Source organism: Chloroflexota bacterium (assembly GCA_018825785.1).
Classification (GTDB): domain Bacteria; phylum Chloroflexota; class Dehalococcoidia; order JACVQG01; family JAHKAY01; genus JAHKAY01.
Genome location: JAHKAY010000020.1, coordinates 13,454 through 26,422, shown reverse-complemented (window position 1 = coordinate 26,422; position 12,969 = coordinate 13,454). Strand labels below are relative to the sequence as shown.

The following is a 12,969-nucleotide window of genomic DNA, read 5'->3' as shown; positions in this document are numbered from 1 at the left end:
CCAGCAGCTCGAACGAGTTACTGGATTACGTGAGTCAGCTTCAGATTTCCCACTGAGTGACACTGAGCCACTTACTCATAGACTAGCCAATATTGCTGATCAGGTGACTAAGCTCACGGATGCAGTAAGCAATCTCAGCGACATAGTCGGTAAACTGAGCGAAGACGTAGAACTGGGCAAGGCCGATACAGTTACGGTAAGCGAATTGACTAACAGGTTGAAGGAAGCTCATTACGGCCTTTCCCGTGTGGTGAACAGCCACCGTGACATGTTCAGTCACGGCATCGCGGCCCTCGGTTCCAGAATTGACAAGGTTCAGAAGATGGCTGAAGAGTCGGGTGAAGGCCTGAGTATTGCCAGAACAAAGCTAGCTGCACATGGGCACGATGGTCTGAGTCTAATCCCACAGTTGAATAGTAGACAGCAAGAGATGGGTGAAGTGATAGCAGGGTTGCGAGAGGGGGTTGCTAAGGCTCAAGCCCTTGCTATCAGAACGCCAACCGATGACTTTGAGAAACTGGAACTGACTAACGGGTCTACGCATACTTTTCGCGTATACAAGGGCAAAAGGGGATTGTCTAACCCGCATCGAGTCAGTATAGACCCGTTTTTTGGTGATAAGTATGTGGACCTAGCCGAGCCTGAGGACTAGGCAAAGGCTACGTCAGCCTCACTGGAGCAGCCCGCGTATTTGGAAAGGGCGCAGCAACGTGTGCAGCAACGGCCACCATGAAACCGAATGTCCTCTTGTCACACCCGAGCCCTTCGGCTGCCGACGCAACGAGATGGACATTGCTAACATTGAAAACCGAGTCACTACAGACTTAAAATAACAACGGAGGGAAGCAGGGAGATGATTGTCGTCACAGGGGCGACGGGTCACATTGGCAACGTTCTCGTTCGTGAGTTAATTACACGCGGTCAAACCGTCCGTGCCCTCGTCCTGCCCGATGACGACTGCCGTCCCTTGGCTGGCCTAAACACTGAGATTGTCTATGGCGATGTTACTGACTTAAAAGGCCTGGAATCCGCATTTGTCAGTGGGGATGTCGTCTTTCACCTGGCTGGTATTGTAACCATCATGCCGGGCATGAAGAAGACGTTGGAGCGGGTAAACGTGGGCGGCGTGCGCAATGTGGCCACGGCCTGTCGCACTGCAGGTGTTCGCCGCCTTGTCTATACCAGTTCCATCCACGCCATCGCCGAGCCGCCGCATGGGACGGTAATCGATGAGTCGCAACCTTTTGATCCCGACCGAGTCTTAGGTGACTACGCCCGCAGCAAGGCACAGGCCACCATCCTTCTCCTAGATGAAGTGCACAAGGGAGGACTTGATGCAGTAATCTGCTGCCCGACAGGCGTTATCGGCCCTTGGGATTATGGGATCTCCAATATTGGCCAGTTGATACTTGATTTTGCAGGTGGGCACCTGAAGTCATATGTGCGTGGTGCCTACGATTTCGTGGACGTGCGTGATGTCGTTAACGGCCTCATCCTTGCTGCCGAAAAGGGGCAACCAGGGCGCCATTATATTTTCTCCGGTGCACAGGTGCAGGTTCCAGAACTGATGAAAGAATTGGAGCGAAATATCGGCCACCCTGCTCCGACCTATGAGATACCACCCGCAATAGCCCGCGTTGCCGGTGTGCTTGCGAGCATTTACTACCGACTAGTACGGAGGCGGCCGGTGTTTACTGCCTACTCAATTGACGTGCTTCGTAGTAACTCACAAGTGAGTTCAGCGCGGGCGCGTGAGGAACTTGGCTTTACGACCAGGCCATGGCAGGACTCTATTTGTGACCATGTCAACTGGTTTCGTTCTGAAGGTATACTGCCCACACGCGGCTAGGATGTGACATTATGGACTAGTGTTGAGCTACGGAATGGAATGGTTATGCAGGCCGCAAAGTGCCAGCAAAGACCTGCCATGCCAGGGCTGATTTCGCAACGAGACTGAGGACTATATAAGCTCGCTCTCCGTAGAGATACTCCCTCCAGGGTCCGACCTTCTTGTATTGAAGGACCATGTTGATGGCGAAGCTGTTGAAGAAGAGGAAGATAGAAACATAGATCCAGTACACGAAGCTGGGAACGCCACTACCAGCCCCGATAAGGTAAATTGCTATGGCAACCCAGGGCACCGCGCCAGCTATCACCCCGAACCAAAATGATGTCCAGTTGGTTTTTTCCGTCGCCTGGTTGTGTAGCTCCATAATCAGTCCGAATAGCATCATCATCGCGTTCAAGGCAAAGATGAGAACCAAGCTGGCAATGTCGTAGATGCCCACGAGCATAGCGATAGCGACGATCATCACTGAGGCACTAAATGCGTACTCTATCCAGCGGGCATAGTTGATGCCTCTTTTCAGGTTGCGGATATACCAGTCATAGATGCCCGGCGAAGCGATCAGGAAATGAGCAAGAGCAGACATAAAGAGAAAGGCAGCAACTAATGGTCCGATGCGAAGGTCGAATAGCGTCTCTGGAGTCGGCACAAGCCTTTTCGCGGCTGGGTCAAACCGCAAAAAGGATGCCGAGACCGGCAGCGAGAAGTCGTTGCTTAGCCACAGCATCAAGATGCCTTGGACAAAATGAACCAGCCCCATCACTCCATTGAACCACCGAAGTCGACCCATCTGTATCCCTCCTATCACTTCTTGACTCTCAAGACTGGAATGCAAGGACTGCGATTCTCTTGAGAGGCGAATAATCCTTGAACCCTTTTCGCACCAATAGTATGGCTCTCGCACCAGGTCGTCAAGGCTGCTGAGGGGCCCAAGGCAACGAGACGGTAGGGAAAGTCATAGGTTTTGAGCAATGAGCATTGCCAACTACGAGACATGTCCAGTCACCACCATAATGATGTAGCATATCGTGTCAAGAACCCCACAAACTGCACGCACCGGATATTGACTGACCTTCCCCCAGAATTAGTATCACCTGGCATTAAAGTCCAGCCGCTGTTTCAGCATACTCCACGGGAGTCCGATCGTTCAATGAGGTGTGCGGTCTGACTTCATTGTAGTCCCTCCGCCAATTCTCGATGATGTCCCGGGCATGCCTCAGGTTCATAAACCAGTTCTCATTCAGGCACTCGTCCCTGAGCCTCCCAATGAAGCTCTCGGCATAGGCATTCTCAATCGGCTTTCCCGGCCGAATGAAGTTCAGCTTCACGCCCTTACGGTATGCCCACTCGTCGAGGGCCCGTCCCGCGAATTCCGGCCCGTTGTCCGTGGTGATTACCTCGGGTAGCCAGCGCAGTTCCTCCAGCCTCTCCAGGACACTCACCACCCTGGCGCCGCCCAGGGATGTATCCACCTCGATGGCGGGGCATTCCCGGGAGTAGTCATCAACAATAGCCAGGGCTCGAAAGCGCCGCCCGGTGACTATAACTGTCGGCGACGAAGTCCATGGACCAGCGCTCATTCGGCCGCTGGGGTGACGGCATCACTACCCTCAAGCCAGCAGCGCCTTTCCTCCGCCGCTTTCTCCTCAGCGCCAAACCTTCTTCGCGGTAGATCCTCTCCGTTCGCTTATGGTTGACCACCAGGCCCTCCTTCTTGAGCATGATGTGAAGCCGGGGACTGCCAAACCGCTTCCTCTCCCCTGCCAGCTCCCGCAGGCGCTGGCGCAATGCAGCGTCACTACCCGATTTCGGCTGGTAGCGATAGAGCGAGGCTGAAATGCTGACCAGAAGGCAGGCTCTCCTTTCGCTCAGCCCAAGACTATCCCTGGCATGGGAGACCGCCAGACGTTTGGCCCTGGGCTTCAGAAGTTTTTTGAGAGGAGTTCCTTCAACGCCCGAATATCCAGGGCTTGCTCCCCCACGATCTGCTTCAGGCGACGGTTTTCCTCCTCCAGGGCTTTGAGCCTCTTGAGATCACTGACCGTGAGGCCCGCGTATTTGGCCTTCCAGTTGTAGTAGGTGGCATCGCTGATCCCGTGCTGGCGGCAGAGGCCGGAGACCTTGGCCCCGGCCTCCCCCTCCCGGAGCACCGCGATGATCTGTTCCTCGGTGTGCCTTGATTTCACTTGAGCCCTCCTTCGTTATTCTATTACTGCGGAGGACTCTAATTCAGGGTGCTACTGTTTTCGGGGGGAGGGTCAACAGGACCCACTATGCGAAAAGGAAGCTCACAAGAGTGAGGATAAACCCGAACCTTAGCTATCATTGTCGTGAAGCTTTTGTCATAGGAATCTGCACCGACAGATGGCAGGAAGGCAATATGCAGTATTGGCAACAGAAGCTACAGCATGTTGAATTCTACTCTCCGGAGGAGCTGGCTGTAGCTGGATTCCTCCACGAGTTCAGCCAGTACTTGGACCACAAGGCTGGCCGCAACACCAGGTGGAAGCAGACGAAAGCTGACAGGTTTGCTTTGGAATGTTAAGGAAGTATAGAATCGGGCAGTTCCTTCCCTGAGATATGCATTTGGTAGCAAAAGAGTCAAGTTATAGACTTTGAGGCTGGTCAGGGCGTTGCGGTGGTTGAGATTGACGCCTTTCACGGGGCTGAGGTGGACCCACCTCAACATTCATAGTCAGCGAAACTTTCGCATTCTCAAACAGCTTGGCTCCGCCAGATAGCTGTAGCTGTTGAATTGAGCGAGTGTATAGCTCCCAAACGTTGTCCCACAATTCAGAGTCCTTGTCTAATTTCTCTACGTTCAGTTTAAGAATGTCCTTGGCTTCCTGATAATCTATGACCTTTCCATGAGACCTATATTTCTCCCCGGTAGATAACCATTCTGCTACTTGTTCTGCCTGCCCCTGATCGTTCCTAAGCATGTGCCTCTTTAGCCACTTTTCAGCAAAAGACCTAGAGTCTTCTATGGCACTTTGACAGATAGCAATGACTTCGGGCCTAATTTGGGACAGCATGGGAAGATACATTTGGACCGGGTCCCCATCTTTCTTAACCTTTGTCCTTATGTTTTCCAGTCCGTCAATGAAAGAGCGTGCTGGAAGCGATGGCCCAGGGACCGATGAAATCTGAAGTTGGGGGTCTATAGGCCCAAGTTCGGCAAGATACCCCATCAAGATTTTCTCGCTGCCGAGTGCCACCATTGTACCAGCACTCTTCGCATAGTTAGGGATGATCACGAAAAAGCCTTCTGTAAAACGTTCCCTGCACATTACCAGCAGTTTCTCGGCAGCATTTGGGTCTCCACCAGGAGATGTAATCATAAGATACCCTACCTTTGAGTCGGCAGTTCTCAGGAGGTCTTCAAACAAGGGTGTGTCCTGACTCATTATAAGGGCGAACGGATGATTTTGGTTTGCAGTGTAGGTTAGCAGGCTTCCAGGAGGATCTAGCTGTTGTTGAATCTTGGTGACAAGTTGCTGTCTAAGTGCAGGACTATTGGGGTCAATTATGTCACGAAAAACTGGACGACCTGGCAAAGCTACCAGTTGCTCCTGACGCTAATTTGATAAATCTGAGGACGTTCCGCTTCCCTTCTCAACTCTTCTAGCATCCTTTGAAGCTCGGAAAGCTGGTCAAGTTCTTCTTGATTCTCAACCTTGGCTTTCTCCACGAAGGTAGCGAGAGACTCGTCTTTGGCATACGCAGTCACCATACAGAGTCCACCCCCTTTCCTTCCCCGCCTATTCATAAGGTTATCACGGTAACATGGTTTCGTCAACACACACCTCGGGCCGGTGAAAAAATACCCCTATCTTCCAGAGGCTAGACCTAGCGAGGGTGGGCCGCCGCCGGGAAGCGGCTTAGGCTGGGCCGGGCTGCCATCCAGACCTGCCCCGGTAGCAAACGAGATTCTGGGTCTTCTGTCCAACCCGGCCAGGGCGGTCCCGTCTATCCCCCTGCCACCAGCGAGGCAACCTAACCCAGCCGCGGGTTCGGGCTGGCATTGGAGGGAGCGGTGGTGTCCTGAAGGGCCGGGACCACTCTTGAGAAGGGATTCGGCTGGTGGGGCAGGGCTAACTTATTTCAGCTAGAGACCTTTGTATTTCCGTTAGCTCTGCCTTGGAGAGGCCCCAGAGTTGGGCTGCCAGGCGGTCTATCTCCGTCTCCACCTGGCGCAACTCCGCCTGCGCTGTCTTGCCTTGGCCAGCAAGCTGGTGGGCCCGCTGGGAGTGAGCGGCCAGAGACTGGTGCAGAGCGTTGGAGGGGTCGAACTTCGGGATTGCAGTATTCTTTAAGACATGTGTATCAGGGTGAACAGCAATATAGGCTCGTACTACTAAGTCGGAAAGAGAGCAATTTAGGCACGCGCATACGTAGTGAGCTTCGTCATCTGTATCAGTAGCACAGACCATGGCTTCAAAAGGGACCGTTGCCTTAGCCCCAAGCCAGGGCACGTCGTGTGGCCGCGTCACGCATGCCTGCACACTGTTTGCCACGCGTCCCCACACTACTTTGAAAGGCTTGAGATGGTAGCGTCCAAAGCCATAAAGCGCATAGAACGGCGGACGCGGCAACACCTTACTTTGACGTGCTTCGAGAGCGTCCTTGAACAATGTCAGATACTCGTACGTTAGTGGCAATTCAACGCTTAGCCACTTTTCGTCATATGCTTTTCGGCTGTCGGCATCTTGCGGCAAGATTGCATAGGTGTCACTGGCACAATGCCACCTGCCTATGTCTTTGCCTCTCACGACAGGGTAAACCAAGTCTGGTTCCACCTCACGAATAACTCTTCTCACTTGCCTGCGGCCTTCTTCTGCGGCGTTCTGAATCCTCAGTAAATTGCCTGGGCTTGCCTCTAGAATGTGGCACAGAAAGACCCCATCGGCACCGCAGGTAGTAGCTCCAGCCCGTGCTTGGTAGGCCGATGGGCCAATGACATTGCGCAGGGCTCGGAGAGCCGCTGGGCTGGCCGTGAGCCAGGGCGACGTGGGCTGTGCGCTGCCCACGGGCCTGGCCGATAACAACGTCCTGCGCGTGCGTTCCGATACCCCCTGCAGGGTGAAGTCAACCCCTATCCTGCCTGGCTTGGCCTTCTGCCACAGAATGTAGGGCACAGGGTACTGGGTAGATTCGCCTTTTTGGAGGACGACGGTGGCCGTGCGGTTGCTAGCCCCTTCAAAGGGCTGAAGCTCTACCAAGTCTTGGGCTGAGAGCACCTTCAGGTGCGGCCCTTCCTCGCCCAGGCGGAAACGACGGAAGCCGTCCCCCGCCCCCTTGGTCTTGAACACCGTCTGGGTAATCACGAAGCCCAGCTTGCCACCGTCCTTTAGATAGCTGTCCATTGCGGCGTACAGCATGAGCATGGCCACGTCCTTTTTTCCCCCGCCCAGGCGGGCGGCGTGGCCTTTCAGGGAGAACAGGCCGTACCTCTGCCACAACTCTCTGGTCGCTGCCCGGTAGTCATCGGCCAGGCTCTCCCAGTTCACCCACGGCGGGTTTCCCACTACGTAGTCGAAACGGGTAGCTGAGCGGAAGACAGGCGCAAAGGCGTTCTTGATAATGCGGGCCCAGAGGCCGTTCCGCCCCTCCTCTTTAAGCCGCCGCACCTTATCGTAAAGTTCCGCAAGCGAGCGTTCCGTAAGCAGGTCTTCCCACTTCATCTCCCGCTGTCCTAGGACCAGGAACTCCCCAGTCTGGTAATTGCCAGCTACGCATTGTTCCAACAAACGGCATAGCGCGTCCACCTGGCCCTTGTCTACCAGCTCCTCCGGGACCCAGAACTCTTTCTGGGCCGATGGGACAGGGATATCCTTCTGGTGTTCGATAGGGCGTTTCTGAGCCCGCTGGGTTTGAGGCGTTAGGATGGAGTCGCACAAATATACAGGGATGTCCTTACCTGCCAGATGACGGGCCAGAGAGCCCAGAGCGAGGAGATAGTTGGTGCGGGCAGCGATGACGGCTAGGGGGTTTAGGTCAAAGCCAACGACGTTTTCCAGGATTTGAGCCACCAACTCACGCTCGCGCGTGCGCCAGGCCAGGGAGTCTTTGACGTCGAGAGCACGATGGATGGCTAGCACCAAGAACGTGCCCGAGCCGCAAGCGGGGTCTAACAGCCGCTCCGTCGGTTGTCCGGTATAGCCGACATCGTTAAGCACCAGCTCGGCCAGCCAGTCGGGCGTGTAGTATTCGCCCAGGTCGTGGCGCAGCTCCCTGGGCACCAAGTACTGGTACAGCTTCTTCAGTAGGTCTCTGGTAGCTTCTGGGTTAAGGGTAGCAGTGGCCGGCTCATACTCTGCCAGGGCCCTGGCGAAGCTGCGAACGGCCTCCTCTATATCTGCACTCCAAGCTCCGACATACCAGCCAAAGAAGTCCGCCTCCAGGAGGTTACGGATGCCCTGGGACTCGAACCACGACCCCTTCTCGAGCTCTCCCAAATGGCCTCGGAGTTGTTCTCCAGGTAAGGCCGGAAGTTGTTCCACTACGGACGCCATGAGTGCGCCCTGCTGCAAAGAAAGGAGCTCTGCTGCCAATAGCTTCATGAGCAATGCATAGTACGTGTGAACTGCAAAAAGTAGTGGCTTAAGGTCGGTAGATTCCATGACGTGGTACAGCCGTGCCAGGGCGTTAGCATCGCGCCGGGCCTTCACCAACTCCTGTCCGTAGACGATACCAAAAATGCGCTTCCATTCCTCATACAGCGTCTTCACCTGAGGAAACGCATCCCCTGGCGCTGTCAGGCATTCTTCCAGGCGGTTGTAGAGGGCGTTGACCATCTTATGCGCCACATTGTCTACGGGCCCGGGGCCGAACTCTTTGGCAAGGTCTTCCGCGGCCAAAGGACGGCGGCGCAATGCCCGCAGGTGGAGCAAGAAATGGCTGATGCTTTCCTCAGTGACGGCGTACGGCCCGATAAGCGAAAAACTGCCCTTGGTGGCTTCCTCCACTAACAATGGCAGTTGGGTGGACTGCGCCTTCGGCACCGCTTCTTCTACTGGGGGCTTATCGCCACGGTAGCGGAGAAAGAAGATGCTGCGGCCATCAAGGCCGATGCCGGCCATGCGACGCAGGGCAACCTCGCGCTGGCTACCCGACCCTGCTAGCCCTAGCAGATAGCCTTCAAGTTGCCTGCGTGTGGAGGCCAGACCTCTCGCGGTGGTGAGTTTGCCAGGGGGTTCGTATTCAATAACTGCCTGGCCGTAGAGTGCATCAGCCCGCCCAGGGGCTGTCAGGGTCGTACGCAGGACGCGCCTCTCATAGTGCGGATGGGCCTCAATGCCCAACTGTTGTAGGGCAGGTTCGAGGAGCTTCTCTACGCCGATTCGCAAGTCCTCCTCGGTCTGTGCGTGGTCAGCCACGCTACGAATGTCTTGGGCAAGACTCGCGGCCAATGAGTTTGTCTGGCTGTCGGTCAATTCGGTCCCCTTGGACGCATCGCCCTCTCCAAATTCGCCCGGCTCGGCTATATGTTGCTTCCTATCTTACCTTTTCCCTTCTTCTGCTGTTTCTTTGGCTTCTTGGCCTCCTTCTCGTCCATATCTGCCTCCATTTTACCCTAATCTGGCAGTCAACACTTCCCCTTTTTCTACCACCACCTTCATGCTCTTGTGACAAGAAGGGCAGGAAACCATTCCACTGTAGTTCTCAGGAGTAGAAATGGGTTTCCCACAGCCCAGACAGACCACTCCCTTGGGAGCTTGCTTTTGCTCCTGATGCGAACGCTTGTGTTTGGCATATTCGGCCACATCCGTGAATTCAGCCCCGCAGGAACATCTATAAGGCATTTTTATCTACCCCCATTCGGTCCCTTCAAGAACCCCTCTATGCTTCCTTTCTCGGCTCAAATCCCTATCTCGTGCTTCAAATCTTTCCAAAGCCCCCTGAGCTCCTTCAACGGCTCCGTAACCTCCTTCAAGGCGCCGGAAAAATCCTTTTCCATACTCTTGCCTCCCGTCTTGCCCTTTCGGGTCTTCCGCTGGTTCTTTAGCTTCTCTGTCTCCTTCTTATCCACGTCCTCCTCCAAATCCGCCTGGCTTCGCTTCATTGTCTCCTAGCTTCTCACCTTTGGGATAGAATGAACCGTCTTATTGAACGGTCATAGGTTCTCTCAACCTGGGAGGGAAACAAACAGCCGGGCACTTCTCCCCTTTGGCGATGATAGAACATACATTCGCAACAGATACCCTTACGGTCGCACGGCTCGTAGGTGCAGGTGCACGCCACTTTGTTCTCATCCAATTGACATTCCCTTGCCATCTTTCCACCCTCTCCCAATCCGCCTGGCTGGGCTACTTCCGTTAGACATATTATAGCGTCGCTTCACTGACTATCAATGGCCCTGCTTCTCGGGGTTCCTGCGATTCAGGCAATGGGGATTGCACATTCCGCCCGAATGTCACGCGCGCCTGCGAGAACACGGAGTCTTGTTGAAAGCACTGGAAAGAAGGCATTCAGGGAGGCACCCGGCTTAGACCAGGCTCGATGGTGCCCTCAACAAGAAACCAGACCAGGCACACAAAGCAAGAGCCTCAGGAAATCGGGGGAACAATATCCAGGTACCAGAAGATGACGACTAAAATAGGACAGCCTTTTCCTTGCCATGTGGTAATGGTGCGGGTAGTCAGGTCCAAAGGCTGCGTCAGGGGGCGCTTGACCCACTTTTCCCCCTCTGCCCACCAGCCTGCTACGTCAGGCCTGTTCGGGTCTATCCACGGGTTGGCTGGCGGTGGGTCATACTTGATGATGATCTTCGCTGCCGGGTCTATCTTCGGCTCCTCCTTCTCCGATGCCCCCTGGAAATCCTCCGATGCCCCCTGGAACCACCGGAACTCATAGGCCAGCCCAACTACCACTCCGTCCCTGGACTCTGCTGGCACATATAGGACGCAGGATATGGACTTGGCGGGCTGCCCCTGCTCGTCGAGGACGAGGGTTCCCTTTTTCAGCGTCATCTGGGCCCGGCCATCAGAGGAGGCTACTACGACCTCCTCCAAGAGGACACCGCTGGCGTCAGTCTTACCCTCCAGGTCCACGGTAACAGGTGGGAAGAGCACCAGGGTTGGGGAAGGCACAGGTGCTGAGGTGGGTGCATATGGGGGGGTAGGCCCAGGCACGATGCAGGCCGCCTGTAGAAGAAGCGGAACCAGCACGCTGATAAGAAGCCAAACAGACCGGGCGGGCACAATTTTGCCTTCTCTACTTCTGCTCAGCATAGGTATTCGTGAGCCGAGTTGTGTACTCCTATTTCGGCAGCCACAGCAACACCTCCCGCACGGAGCCTCAACGGCTGTCGCCGCGCCGCTGGCTCACAGCCGGGACCACGCCGGGTATTCGTCCTGGGCGGGGTTGCTGGTCAGACGGGTCTGGCCGGTGCCATCGGCGTTCATCACATAGATTTCAAGGTTGCCATCCCGGCTGGACACGAAGGCTATCCTTGTGCCATCGGGCGACCACGCCGGGGACCAGTCGCCGGCGGGGTTGCTGGTAAGGTTGGTCTGCTCGGTGCCATCGGCGTTCATTACGTAGATTTCCCAGTTCCCATCCCGGTTGGACTCAAAGGCAATCCTTGTGCCATCGGGTGACCACGCCGGGGCTGCGTCATTGGCATAGTTGTTGGTCAGGCGGGTCTCCCCGCTGCCATCGGCATTCATCACATAGATTTCACCGTTCCCTTCATGCTCGGGGCCGAAGTCTTCGTCGCGCACAAACGCTATCCTGGTGCCATCGGGTGACCACGCCGGGGCTCCGTCAGGGGTGGGGTGGTTGTCGGTCAGGCGGGTGTGCCCGGTGCCATCGGCGTTCATTACATAGATTTCATAGTTAAGGTCCCGGTTGGACTCAAAGGCTATCCTGGTGCCATCGGGTGACCACGCCGGGGCTCCTTCATTGGCGGGGTTGTTGGTCAGGCGGGTCTGTCCGGAGCCATCGACGTTCATCACGTAGATTTCCCAGTTACCATCCCGGTTGGACAGGAAGGCTATCCTGGTGCCGCCGGGCGACCACGACGGGACTCCTTCATTGGCGGGGTTGTTGGTCAGGCGGGTCTGTCCGGAGCCATCGACGTTCATCACGTAGATTTCATAGTTACCATCCCGGTTGGAGTCGAAGGCGATGCGCCCGCCACCAGCCGGGGTAGGTGTGAGCCTTGGCGTGGGTGTCGGTGCAGGCGTGGGTGTCGGTGCAGGCGTGGGTGTTGGTGCAGGCATGAGTGTTGGTGTAGGCATGGGTGTTGGGGCAGTGGTGGGGGCAGGTGTGGGTGTGGGCGCTGCGGTGGGTGAAGGGATAATCCCTGGCGTGGGGGTCTGTGTGGCTACCGGGGTTAGGGCTGCGGTGGTAGTGGGGGTAGGGGTAGGGATACCTGCGACACAGCTCGATAGCAGGGAAGAGAGGACAAGGACTGGCACCGCGAAATAGACCAGTCTATTCATCGACAACGCCACAGACTCTATGGCCCCAGCCAGATGATGAAGTTCCACCCCTTCCTCAGGAGGTAGTAATTAGTCCCCCAGAGAATGGTGACATCCTCTCTGGCCTTGATCCAGTAGCCGTGTCCCGTCACCAGGGCCATCAGGTCGCTGATGGCAGCGTAGGCCGGGTCGTAGAGCTCCCAGGTCTGGGTGGCGGGGTCAAAGCCCCACACCTCCTCATACTTCCCGTCAATCGGCGCCAGGATATGGCCGACCACGCCCCAGTGAGGGTTGCGTTTTACCGGGCCCTCCGTCACGGTGAAGGTCTCAAAGTCGTGGGTTGTCCCGATACCGTTAGGAACGTTGACCAAATAGTCCTCCGGCGGCACATCGGGGACGACAATGGTGAATTCGCCCTCCTTATACGTCCCCACTTTATGGGTCGTAGGAAAGCCCCCAAAGGTGACGCTGTTCGGACGTACGCCGGCATTCAAAGGGCCCAATTCCACTTCCCCGGCGTGTTGGTGGGCATTGAAGTAGAAAATGGTGACCTCGGTGCCCACCGGACCTGAGCTGGGGTAGATATCGATTGCGATGCAGGCCTGGGCTGGGGTGGCCATGATGGGGACCAGCCCCACCACCAGGGCCAGGGCCATTACCAGCTTAAAAGGCTTTGAGTATCTCCCTTTCATCTCA

At 55.8% G+C, this 12,969-nt stretch carries 10 protein-coding genes and 1 pseudogene; 2 read left to right on the top strand and 9 right to left on the bottom strand.

Features of this window, described 5'->3' with window-relative positions:
• Window positions 1–103: 103 nt before the first annotated feature.
• The gene (locus KJ624_03475) at window positions 104–652 is read left to right on the top strand and encodes a hypothetical protein (protein ID MBU2008900.1); all 549 of its coding nucleotides are present in this window, start codon (window positions 104–106) and stop codon (window positions 650–652) included.
• Window positions 653–853: 201 nt separating this feature from the next.
• Window positions 854–1,849 carry an SDR family oxidoreductase gene (locus KJ624_03470; protein ID MBU2008899.1) on the top strand — a complete coding sequence of 332 codons (996 nt, stop codon included), beginning with the start codon at window positions 854–856 and terminating at the stop codon, window positions 1,847–1,849.
• A gap of 43 nt (window positions 1,850–1,892) precedes the next feature.
• Here the strand turns inward: KJ624_03470 and heR are convergent, their stop codons facing one another.
• The 9 genes and pseudogenes from heR to KJ624_03425 form a co-directional block, all read right to left on the bottom strand.
• Window positions 1,893–2,636 carry a heliorhodopsin HeR gene (gene heR, locus KJ624_03465; GenBank protein ID MBU2008898.1) on the bottom strand — a complete coding sequence of 248 codons (744 nt, stop codon included), beginning with the start codon at window positions 2,634–2,636 and terminating at the stop codon, window positions 1,893–1,895.
• Between the two features lie 310 nt (window positions 2,637–2,946).
• Window positions 2,947–4,032: pseudogene (locus KJ624_03460) on the bottom strand (IS3 family transposase).
• Window positions 4,033–4,452: 420 nt separating this feature from the next.
• On the bottom strand, window positions 4,453–5,235 hold the full coding sequence (locus tag KJ624_03455; protein ID MBU2008897.1) for a hypothetical protein: 783 nt from the start codon (window positions 5,233–5,235) through the stop codon (window positions 4,453–4,455).
• 170 nt (window positions 5,236–5,405) lie between these two features.
• Window positions 5,406–5,579, bottom strand: a complete 174-nt coding sequence (locus tag KJ624_03450; protein MBU2008896.1) for a hypothetical protein — start codon at window positions 5,577–5,579, stop codon at window positions 5,406–5,408.
• Window positions 5,580–5,940: 361 nt separating this feature from the next.
• Window positions 5,941–9,225 carry an N-6 DNA methylase gene (locus KJ624_03445; GenBank protein MBU2008895.1) on the bottom strand — a complete coding sequence of 1,095 codons (3,285 nt, stop codon included), beginning with the start codon at window positions 9,223–9,225 and terminating at the stop codon, window positions 5,941–5,943.
• Window positions 9,226–9,707: 482 nt separating this feature from the next.
• Window positions 9,708–9,878, bottom strand: a complete 171-nt coding sequence (locus KJ624_03440; protein MBU2008894.1) for a hypothetical protein — start codon at window positions 9,876–9,878, stop codon at window positions 9,708–9,710.
• A 517-nt stretch (window positions 9,879–10,395) separates the two neighbouring features.
• The gene (locus tag KJ624_03435) at window positions 10,396–11,049 is read right to left on the bottom strand and encodes a hypothetical protein (protein ID MBU2008893.1); all 654 of its coding nucleotides are present in this window, start codon (window positions 11,047–11,049) and stop codon (window positions 10,396–10,398) included.
• A 123-nt stretch (window positions 11,050–11,172) separates the two neighbouring features.
• A complete protein-coding gene (locus KJ624_03430) occupies window positions 11,173–12,072 on the bottom strand; it encodes a DPP IV N-terminal domain-containing protein (GenBank protein MBU2008892.1) in 900 nt (299 codons plus the stop codon).
• Window positions 12,073–12,311: 239 nt separating this feature from the next.
• Complete coding sequence (locus tag KJ624_03425; GenBank protein ID MBU2008891.1) at window positions 12,312–12,965, bottom strand: hypothetical protein; 654 nt, start codon at window positions 12,963–12,965, stop codon at window positions 12,312–12,314.
• Window positions 12,966–12,969 lie beyond the last annotated feature (4 nt).

Coding starts and splice junctions, on each gene's coding strand:
- KJ624_03430 (MBU2008892.1), bottom strand. CDS start 12,072: ATGCCTGCACCAACACCCACGCCTGCACCGACACCCACGCCTGCACCG.
- KJ624_03425 (MBU2008891.1), bottom strand. CDS start 12,965: ATGAAAGGGAGATACTCAAAGCCTTTTAAGCTGGTAATGGCCCTGGCC.
- heR (MBU2008898.1), bottom strand. CDS start 2,636: ATGGGTCGACTTCGGTGGTTCAATGGAGTGATGGGGCTGGTTCATTTT.
- KJ624_03470 (MBU2008899.1), top strand. CDS start 854: ATGATTGTCGTCACAGGGGCGACGGGTCACATTGGCAACGTTCTCGTT.
- KJ624_03450 (MBU2008896.1), bottom strand. CDS start 5,579: ATGGTGACTGCGTATGCCAAAGACGAGTCTCTCGCTACCTTCGTGGAG.